The following is a 9,625-nucleotide window of genomic DNA, read 5'->3' on the forward strand; positions in this document are numbered from 1 at the left end:
GGGCTAACCCTAGGAGGACGTCTTATGCAAAGGATCAACTCAGTTGTTTTGCCGGTGGCAACAATGCTGGCACTGATGGGCGCGGTTGGAGCCTATGCGGGCACCGCCACGGTTCGGTTCATTGAGCCGGAGCGCTACGCGGATGCGTCCGACAGGGCCTACAACCGCGATGAGGCTTTGGCAGTCTTGGAGGGGCACATCCTCGATCTGGCACGCAAGCGCCTGCCGGCGAATCAGCAGCTGACGGTTGAGGTGCTGGACGTGGATCTGGCCGGTGAGCCGGAGCGGCGCTCGACCCGGTTCTATGACCTTCGTGTGATGCGTGAGACCACGCCGCCTTCCGCGCGCTTTCGATACAGCCTGTCCGAGGGTGGGCGCGTGCTGAAGGACGGCGAGGTTCAGCTGCGGGATTTGGCCTACCTCCGGTCCAGAGTCACTTCTGGCAGTTCAAGCGCACTGTCGTACGACCGTGATCTTTGGACCTATTGGTTCAAGGAGACCTTTGTGCAGCCGTCCGGGAAAGCTTCCAAGTCGTCGAAGTCCTGAGCGCTGCTCAGGGGGGGGTGGACTGGCTGCCTGGACCCGCAAAGAGAAAAAGGCCTGCGATTGCTCGCAGGCCTTTTTCTTGATGAAGGATCGTGTGGACGGTGTCCACCACGATTCATCACTTCAGCTTGGTTTCCTTGTACAGCACGTGCTTGCGCGCCTTAGGATCAAACTTCATGAATTCGAGCTTTTGGGGCGTCGTCTTCTTGTTCTTGTTGGTCGTGTAGAAGTGACCGGTGCCGGCAGTGGATTCCAGCTTGATCTTCTCGCGTCCGCCTTTGGATGCCATGGTGTCGCTCCTGTGTCAGTGATTAGGCTTGACCGCGCGCGCGCAGGTCGGCGAGCACAGCTTCAATGCCCTTCTTGTCGATGAGGCGCAGGGCAGCATTGCTGATGCGCAGGCGAACCCAGCGGTTCTCGCTCTCGACCCAGAAACGACGGTATTGCAGGTTCGGGAGGAACCGGCGCTTGGTTTTGTTGTTGGCGTGGGAAACGTTGTTCCCGACCATGGGCTTCTTGCCCGTGACTTCGCAGACGCGTGCCATGAGGACACTCCGATACTGTCAAACAGCCAGTTGTCAGTGCCGACCCCTCAGGAATCGAGCCAGACTTTCCAGCCTCACCTCGCCAAAAGGGTGGCGGTAACCCGTCTTCTCACCTGGGATTGTCCAAATGCATGCATCAATGCAAGCAAGTGCGCAGCGCAGGAAAGCCCGCGAGTATAGCGGATTTCCGCGCTGCTGCGCCAAGGGAGGTGCCGATTCAGTGGTCGCCCTGCTCCAGGAAGCGCTGCGCATCGAGAGCAGCCATGCATCCCGTGCCCGCGCTCGTGATGGCCTGGCGATAGATGTGGTCCTGCACGTCACCGGCTGCAAAGACTCCGGGCACGCTGGTCATGGTCGCGAAGCCGTTGAGTCCGCTCCGGGTGATGATGTAGCCGTCCTTCATCTCCAACTGGCCCTTGAAGATGTCGGTGTTGGGCTGGTGGCCAATCGCGATGAAGCAGCCCTGGAGCTTCAGTTCCTGCGTCGAACCATCCTGGGTGCTCTTGAGGCGGACGCCGGTCACGCCCGAGGCGTCGCCCAGTACTTCGTCGAGCGTGTTGTGCAGGTGCAGCTTGATCTTGCCAGCGGCTGCCTTCTCCATCAACTTGTCAATCATGATCGGCTCTGCGCGGAACTTGTCGCGGCGGTGGACAAGGTGCACGGTGCTGGCGATGTTGGACAGATAGAGCGCCTCCTCGACGGCCGTGTTGCCGCCACCGACCACGCAGACTTCCTGCTCGCGGTAGAAGAAACCATCACAGGTGGCACAACCGCTGACGCCGCGGCCCATGAAGGCCTCTTCCGATGGCAGGCCCAGGTACTTGGCCGAAGCGCCAGTCGCGATGATCAGCGCGTCGCAGGTATAGGTACCGCTGTCTCCTGTCAGGGTAAAGGGACGCTTGGAGAAGTCGACGCTGTTGATGTGGTCGAAGACGATCTGCGTGTTGAAACGCTCGGCATGTTGCTGGAACCGTTGCATCAATTCAGGGCCTTGCACGCCCATCACATCGGCTGGCCAGTTGTCCACTTCGGTCGTTGTCATCAGCTGTCCACCCTGTGCCATGCCGGTCAGCAGCGTTGGCTTCAGGTTCGCACGGGCTGCGTAGATGGCGGCCGTGTATCCAGCCGGGCCGGAACCCAGAATCAGCAGCGAATGGTGGGAAGTCGGGAGGCTCATGGCTTGGAATATGGGTTGCGGGCACAGCACACACAAGGCTGCGGCCGGCAGGATACGGCCTAGACCCTATGGGAAAGTGTGACCAAGTTGGCACAATAGGCGCCATTCTAGGCACCTGCGCCGAGTCGCACCGTGCTGGGGATATGAACTACAGAAACCCAAATCCGCAATCAGAGGAGTGATTACATGGCGATGCTGTCCAATCTGGACCTGATCCGAAGAGTGCCCCTGTTCTCCAGGTTGACCACCGATCAGGCGCAGTCCATTGCGGACAGTGTCGTCAAGCGCCGCTTCAAGCGCGGCGAACTGGTTGTGGAGCAGGGCACCAAGTCCAACGCCTTGTTCATCCTCCTGAACGGGCGTGCGCGTGTCTTGACGGCTGACACCCGCGGACGGGAAGTCATTCTGGCCGTGCTGCAGCCAGGCGACTATGTCGGCGAGATGAGCCTTATCGACAACGAACCCCATTCGGCTACCGTACGCGCCGAGGTGCAGACCGATATGCTCGTTCTCGGTCGCAACGAGTTCTCGCGCTGCCTGCCCGACAGCTCCAGCCTGTCCTACGGAATCCTGCGCGGACTGGTGGCGCGGCTGCGCAATGCTGATCGGCAGATCGAGTCGCTGGCACTGCTGGATGTCTATGGTCGCGTCGCGCGCACCCTGCTCGACATGTCCGAGGAAGAAAAGGGCCTGAAGATCATCCGTGGCAAGGTCTCGCGCCAGGACATGGCCAAGGTCGTCGGTGCCTCGCGCGAGATGGTCAGCCGCGTGATGAAGGATCTGGAGGAGCGGGGCGTGATCGAGACGCTCGAGAACGGCTCGGTGGTCATCAAGGAACGGCTGCACGACTGAGTGCGCGGCGCCGCCGGGGCGGAGAAGCTGTGTGCAGACGTGAGCGGCCGAATGGGCGCAGGCTTTCCTGCGCCACAATGGCGGCATGAGTTTTCCCCTCGGTTCCTTGCTGGGCGGCGATGAGGCCGGCGCCAGCGAAAAAGTCTACAAGCGGCAGAAGCGTCAGCCTGCTTCGGCGCAGCCACAGGCGCCTTCGCGCGCACTGACGCCGCTATGGCTGCTGATTGGCGGCCTGATCTGGCTGCTCACGACGCTGGCTTTGCTCAGTCACAACGGCAGCGATGCAGCTTTCTCGGTCTCTGGCAGTGGTGCGCCGACGCGGAATCAGGTCGGAGCGCTGGGCGCCTGGGTCTCGGATCTGCTGCTCTTCGGCTTTGGCTTCTCAGCCTGGTGGCTGCTCTTGATCGGCTTGCGGCTGTGGCTGGGCGGATTGGCTTCGCTGCTGCGTGAGCCTGGCACCACAGTCAAGCCTCTGTCACGAGGGCTGTGGCTGGCCGGTGTGCTGCTCTTGCTGGCCGCAAGTTGTGCGCTTGAGTGGTCGCGGCTCTACGCTTTGGAAGCCCGGCTGCCCGGACATGCAGGCGGCGTGCTGGGCTATTCGCTCGGCCCCTGGGGCATGCAGGTGCTGGGTTTTGCCGGTTCCGGCGTCGTCTGGATCGTGGCACTTCTGCTTGGTGCTTCGCTGGCTCTGCGATTCTCTTGGCTTCGCGTGGCGGAGTTGATCGGAACCTGGATCGAAGGTCAGCGCGAGCGCCTGCAGGAACGTCGCGAGAAAGCCGAGGATGAGCGCGTCGGCGAGCAGGCCGCGCTGGAGCGCGAGCAGGTGGTCGAAGTCGAGCGCCACGTTGTGGACGAGCACAAGCCCATCGTCATCGAGGCGCCGGTGGTTGAGGTGCCTCAGTCCACCCGTGTGGCCAAGGAGCGCCAGAAGCCGCTGTTCAGCGAGCTGTCCGACACCAAGCTTCCTCAGGTGGACTTGCTGGATGCCGCACCGAGCCGGGTTGAGGCGGTGACCCCCGAGTCGCTCGAGATGACCAGCCGCATGATCGAAAAGAAGTTGAAGGACTTCGGCGTCGAGGTGCGGGTGGTGGCTGCTTCCCCGGGCCCGGTCATTACGCGCTACGAGATCGAGCCGGCTACCGGCGTGAAAGGTTCGCAGATCGTCAACCTGGCCAAAGACTTGGCCCGTAGCTTGAGCCTGGTGTCCATCCGCGTGGTCGAAACGATCCCCGGCAAGAATTTCATGGCACTGGAACTGCCCAATGCGCGGCGCCAGACCATCCGCCTGTCGGAAATACTCGGCTCGCAGGTCTATGCCGATGCTTCTTCGCTGCTGACCATGGCCCTGGGCAAGGACATCATCGGCGCGCCGATGGTGGCTGATCTGGCCAAGATGCCGCACTGCCTGGTGGCGGGCACCACCGGCTCGGGCAAGTCGGTCGGTATCAACGCGATGATCCTGAGCCTGCTGTACAAGGCCGAGGCGCGCGATGTGCGCCTGATCATGATCGATCCCAAGATGCTGGAAATGAGCGTCTATGAGGGTATCCCGCACCTGCTGGCCCCTGTGGTCACCGACATGAAGCAGGCCGCCAACGCCCTTAACTGGTGTGTCGGCGAGATGGAGCGCCGCTACAAGCTGATGTCAAAGATGGGCGTGCGCAATCTGGCCGGCTACAACAAGAAGATCGACGAGGCGGCAGAGCGCGGCGAGAAGCTGCCCAACCCCTTCAGTCTGACGCCCGAGGCGCCGGAGCCGCTGGATCGCCTGCCGCATGTCGTCGTCGTGATCGATGAGTTGGCCGACCTGATGATGGTGGTCGGCAAGAAGATCGAAGAGCTTATCGCCCGTCTGGCCCAAAAGGCGCGCGCTGCCGGCATTCACCTGATCCTGGCCACGCAGCGGCCCTCGGTGGATGTGATCACCGGGCTGATCAAGGCCAATATCCCAACGCGCCTGTCCTTCCAGGTCAGCTCCAAGATCGACAGCCGCACCATCCTCGACCAGATGGGCGCCGAGGCGCTGCTTGGCATGGGCGACATGCTCTACATGGCTTCGGGCACCGGCCTGCCGGTGCGCGTGCACGGCGCGTTTGTCAGCGACGAGGAGGTTCACCGCGTCGTTGAGTACCTGAAGTCGCAGGGCGAGCCCAACTACATCGAAGGCATCCTGGAAGGTGGGGTGCTGGAAGGCGAGGGTGGCGATGCCGCTGCTGGCGGACCGGGCGGCGCCGATGCTGAAAGCGATCCGATGTACGACCAGGCCGTGGCCATCGTGCTCCAACACCGCCGGGCTTCGATCTCGCTGGTGCAGCGCCATCTGCGGATCGGCTACAACCGCGCGGCGCGCCTGCTGGAACAGATGGAAAAATCGGGCTTGGTTGGCGCCATGGCCACCAATGGCAGCCGCGAACTGATCATTCCCAAACGTGATGAATAAGCGTCTCTTGCTTCCCTTGATGCTGGCCCTGGCGTCTGTGCCGGCTTGGGCCGATGCGGTGCAAACCTTGAAGGAATTCAGCCGAGAGGTGAGAAGCGGCCGCGCGGATTTCACTCAGACCGTCACATCCCCGGATGGCAAGCGCAAGAAGACCTCGTCGGGCAGCTTCGAGTTTCAGCGCCCCAACCAGTTCCGCTTCGTCTACACCAAGCCCTTCGAGCAACTGATCGTCGCTGACGGCAAGAAGGTGTGGATCTATGACCCAGACTTGCAGCAGGCCAGCTCCCGCCGCATCGACCAGGCCCTCGGTGCCACGCCCGCTGCGCTGCTGGCGGGTGCCAACCTGGAGCGTGATTTCGAGCTGAAGGCGCTGCCGGACAGCCAGGGCTTGTCCTGGGTGCTGGCAACGCCGCGCCAGGCCGACGGCATGCTGCAGAACCTGCGCGTGGGCTTCAAGGGCAAGGAACTGGCGGCGATCGACGTGCTGGACGGTTTCGGCCAGCGCTCGCTGCTGCAGTTCAGCAGCGTGAGCAGCAATGTGCCGCTGGCGGCCGAGCGCTTTCGCTTCGTGCTGCCCGCGGGCGCTGATCTGATCGAACAGTAGGCGACGCGCGCCATGCCGCACGACGTCAATCTGATTGCGATCATGGCGGCCGGCTTCGGCCTAGCTTTGCTGCTGGGCTTTGTCGCTGCACGTCTGCGCATGCCGCCGTTGGTGGGCTACCTCCTCGCCGGCATCGCCATTGGCCCGGCCACTCCGGGCTTCGTCGGCGACATGGCCCTGGCGGCGCAGCTGGCCGAGATCGGCGTGATGCTGCTGATGTTCGGCGTGGGCCTGCATTTTTCGATGCAGGACCTGCTGGCGGTCAAGCGCATCGCGGTGCCCGGCGCCCTCGTGCAGATTGCGGCGGCCACGCTGCTAGGCTATGGCCTGGCGCAGTGGTGGGGTTGGAGTGCCGGGGCCGCGCTGGTCTTCGGCTTGTGCCTGTCGGTGGCCAGCACGGTCGTCCTGCTGCGTGCGCTTGAAGCCCGCGGCCAGCTCGAGTCCGCCAACGGTTCGATCGCGGTGGGCTGGCTGGTCGTCGAGGACCTCGTCATGGTGCTGGTGCTGGTGCTGCTTCCGCCGCTGGCGGGCCTGCTACAGCCCGAAGGAGCCGGCGCCACGGCGCCGTCAGGTAGCCTGCTGTCAACACTCGTGCTGACGTTGGCCAAGGTGGCAGCCTTCGTAATTCTGATGCTGGTCGTCGGCCGTCGCGTCTTCCCCCGCCTGCTGTGGTGGGTGGCGGGCACCGGTTCACGCGAGCTGTTCACGCTGTGCGTGGTGGCGGTGGCCGTCGGCGTGGCCTATGGCTCGGCGCTGCTCTTCAACGTGTCCTTTGCGCTGGGTGCGTTCTTCGCCGGCATGATGATGCGCGAGTCCGAGTACAGCCATCGAGCGGCCGATGAATCGTTGCCCTTGCGAGACGCCTTCTCGGTGTTGTTCTTCGTGTCGGTGGGCATGCTGTTCGACCCGCAGGTGCTGCTTGACGAGCCCTTGAAGGTGCTAGCAGTCGTGGCCATCATCGTGGTCGGCAAGACCCTGGCAGCCGTGGCGCTGGTGCTGCTGCTGCGATATCCCCTTAACACCGCGCTCACCGTCGGGGCCAGTCTGGCGCAGATTGGTGAGTTCTCCTTCATCCTGGCTGGCCTCGGTGTTGCGCTGGGTTTGCTGCCCGTGCAAGGGCAAAGCCTGATCCTGGCCGGAGCGCTGATCTCCATTGCGCTCAACTCGCTGCTGTTCACCGCGGTGGCGCCGACGCAGGCCTGGATACTGCGCCGCTCTGCCTTGGCGCGCCGGATGGAGCAACGCGACGATCCACTGTCCGAGCTGCCGGCCAGCACCGATCAGGCGGGTTTGCAGGGGCAGGTCGTGCTGGTTGGGCATGGGCGCGTGGGACGCCTTGTCGCCGCTGCGCTGCAGGCGCAGGGCCTGCCCTTTGTTGTGGCCGAGCAGCAGCGCGAGCTGGTCGAAGATCTGCGTGCCCAGGGCGTGGCTGCCGTCTGCGGCGATGCGGCCGAACCTGCCGTGCTGATCCAGGCGCATGTGGCACGGGCAGCGCTGCTGCTGGTCACCGGCGGCGACAGCCTGCAGTCCAGGCGCATGGTCGAGACGGCGCGCGCGCTCAATCCGTCCATCCGCGTGATGCTTCGCGCTGCCAGTGAAGACGAGGCGAGACTGCTGCGCGAGGCCGGCCTGGGCGAGGTCTATGTGGCTGAGCAAAGCCTGGCCGAGCAGTTGAGCGCCGCCGTGGTGGCGCAGATGCGCCCGGGGCCGCGCTGAGTGGGCACTGCGACAATGAGGCTATGTCTTCCGTCGAGTCCGATTCCCTGTTCCCCGAGTTGACGGCGCCCTCGGCGGCAAGCGCCGCCGGCGCCGCGCCAGCGGCCCCGTACCAGCCGCTGGCCGAGCGGCTCCGCCCGCGCACGCTGGACGATGTAATCGGTCAGCGCCATCTGCTTGGCCCCGGCATGCCATTGCGCACGGCCTTCGAGGCCGGGCGTTTGCACTCGATGATCCTGTGGGGGCCGCCTGGCGTAGGCAAGACTACCCTGGCAAGGCTGATGGCCCAGGCCTTCGATGCGCAGTTCATCAGCATCTCCGCTGTGCTGGGCGGCGTGAAGGACATCCGTGAGGCTGTCGAGCGCGCCCAGAGCGTGGCCGCGCAAGGGCGGCGCACGGTGGTGTTCGTCGACGAGGTGCACCGCTTCAACAAGGCGCAGCAGGATGCCTTCCTTCCGCATGTGGAGTCCGGCCTGTTCATCTTCATCGGTGCAACGACCGAGAACCCGTCCTTCGAAGTGAACTCGGCGCTGCTCTCGCGGGCGACCGTGCAGGTGCTCAAGGCGATTGAGAAGGAAGATCTGCTGGCGCTGGTCACGCGTGGTCAGCAGACACTGGGTTGCCCGCTCTTCAGCGCAGCGGCCGCCGAGCGATTGGCTGCCTATGCCGATGGTGATGCGCGCCGCCTGCTCAATGCGGTGGAGTCGGCTGCCAGCCTGGCGCCGGTGGGAGCCGGCGAGATTGATGAGGCAGCGCTGGAGCGTGCCCTAGGCGAGCAGTTGCGCCGCTATGACAAGGGCGGCGAGCAGTTCTACGACGTGATCTCTGCACTGCACAAATCCGTGCGTGGCTCCGACCCCGATGCAGCTCTGTATTGGTTCGTGCGCATGCTGGACGGTGGCGTCGATGCGCGCTACATCGCGCGCCGGCTGATCCGCATGGCCAGCGAGGACATCGGCCTGGCCGATCCGCGTGCCTTGCGAATGACGCTGGACGCCGCCGAGACCTACGAACGGCTCGGCTCGCCCGAGGGCGAATTGACGCTGGCACAGGCCGTCGTCTACCTGGCCGTGGCGCCCAAGTCGAACGCGGTCTACAAGGCCTACAACCAGGTGCGCGCCCTGGTGAAGCAGGACCAGAGCCGCCCCGTACCGCTGCATCTGCGCAATGCGCCGACCCAGCTGATGAAGGGCTTGGGTTATGGGCGCGAGTACCGCTATGCGCATGATTTCGAAGGCGGATTCGTGCCCGGTGAGCACTATCTGCCCGATGGTCTGGAGGGCACGCAGTTCTATGCGCCGGTGCCGCGCGGGCTTGAGCTGCGCATCGGTGAAAAGCTGGCTGATTTGCGTCGCCGCAATGAGCAGGCCATTCAGGACCCTCCTTCCGGGGCTTGAATCGGGCGTCTGGCGCCAGGGGGTTATCCCCGACAAGGGCCGCAAGGGCCTGACTCCTACAATCGTGGCAGCTCGCAGGACTGGGAGCTTCAGCGGGCCCGGCACTCCTTGCGCGGGCTTTTTTTTTGGTCTCGGTGAACCAGTCCTGTGTCCCCTGCGGCGCCAGGCTCCCTGCCTGACGAACGAACCGGAGCGAGAAAGACCTTATGGAAACCTTCATCCAACAGATCATCAACGGTCTGGTGCTGGGCAGCATGTATGCGCTGGTGGCGCTGGGGTACACGATGGTGTACGGGATCATCAACCTGATCAACTTCGCGCACGGCGAGGTGTTGATGGTTGGGGCGC

The 9,625-nt window shown here is 63.9% G+C and carries 9 protein-coding genes and 1 pseudogene; 7 read left to right on the forward strand and 3 right to left on the reverse strand.

All coding sequences use genetic code 11. From position 1 onward, the window contains the following. The first annotated feature begins 24 nt into the window (after positions 1-24). Entirely contained in the window at positions 25-546 is a 522-nt protein-coding gene (locus ACIQ67_RS13160; RefSeq protein WP_397534828.1) for a DUF3016 domain-containing protein, read from the forward strand. A gap of 118 nt (positions 547-664) precedes the next feature. Here the strand turns inward: ACIQ67_RS13160 and rpmG are convergent, their stop codons facing one another. From rpmG to trxB, 3 genes are all read right to left on the reverse strand, one after another. Beyond that, on the reverse strand, positions 665-835 hold the full coding sequence (gene rpmG / locus ACIQ67_RS13165) for a 50S ribosomal protein L33 (protein ID WP_067273562.1): 171 nt from the start codon (positions 833-835) through the stop codon (positions 665-667). 22 nt (positions 836-857) lie between these two features. Beyond that, positions 858-1,091, reverse strand: a complete 234-nt coding sequence (rpmB, locus tag ACIQ67_RS13170; RefSeq protein WP_397534829.1) for a 50S ribosomal protein L28 — start codon at positions 1,089-1,091, stop codon at positions 858-860. A 217-nt stretch (positions 1,092-1,308) separates the two neighbouring features. Beyond that, positions 1,309-2,268 carry a thioredoxin-disulfide reductase gene (trxB, locus tag ACIQ67_RS13175; RefSeq protein ID WP_397534830.1) on the reverse strand — a complete coding sequence of 320 codons (960 nt, stop codon included), beginning with the start codon at positions 2,266-2,268 and terminating at the stop codon, positions 1,309-1,311. 186 nt (positions 2,269-2,454) lie between these two features. On the opposite strand from trxB, the gene ACIQ67_RS13180 reads away from it, so the two are divergent. The 6 genes and pseudogenes from ACIQ67_RS13180 to ACIQ67_RS13205 all read left to right on the forward strand — a co-directional run. After that, positions 2,455-3,120 carry a Crp/Fnr family transcriptional regulator gene (locus ACIQ67_RS13180; RefSeq protein WP_397534831.1) on the forward strand — a complete coding sequence of 222 codons (666 nt, stop codon included), beginning with the start codon at positions 2,455-2,457 and terminating at the stop codon, positions 3,118-3,120. A gap of 85 nt (positions 3,121-3,205) precedes the next feature. Further along, positions 3,206-5,560: a DNA translocase FtsK gene (locus ACIQ67_RS13185; RefSeq protein WP_397534832.1), complete on the forward strand. Its 2,355-nt coding sequence runs from the start codon at positions 3,206-3,208 to the stop codon at positions 5,558-5,560. Continuing rightward, positions 5,553-6,164: an outer membrane lipoprotein chaperone LolA gene (gene lolA, locus ACIQ67_RS13190; protein WP_397534833.1), complete on the forward strand. Its 612-nt coding sequence runs from the start codon at positions 5,553-5,555 to the stop codon at positions 6,162-6,164. The genes ACIQ67_RS13185 and lolA overlap by 8 nt, the downstream gene beginning before the upstream one ends. 12 nt (positions 6,165-6,176) lie before the next feature. Next, the gene (gene ybaL, locus ACIQ67_RS13195) at positions 6,177-7,880 is read left to right on the forward strand and encodes a YbaL family putative K(+) efflux transporter (RefSeq protein WP_397534834.1); all 1,704 of its coding nucleotides are present in this window, start codon (positions 6,177-6,179) and stop codon (positions 7,878-7,880) included. A gap of 23 nt (positions 7,881-7,903) precedes the next feature. Beyond that, positions 7,904-9,277 (forward strand): replication-associated recombination protein A, encoded by a 1,374-nt coding sequence (locus ACIQ67_RS13200; protein WP_397534835.1) that lies wholly within the window; start codon positions 7,904-7,906, stop codon positions 9,275-9,277. Positions 9,278-9,483: 206 nt separating this feature from the next. Continuing rightward, positions 9,484-9,625 (forward strand): annotated as a pseudogene (locus ACIQ67_RS13205) (branched-chain amino acid ABC transporter permease); the annotation flags it as partial.

The sequence above is a fragment of the Roseateles sp. genome, assembly GCF_044373315.1.
Lineage (GTDB): Bacteria > Pseudomonadota > Gammaproteobacteria > Burkholderiales > Burkholderiaceae_C > JACDQM01.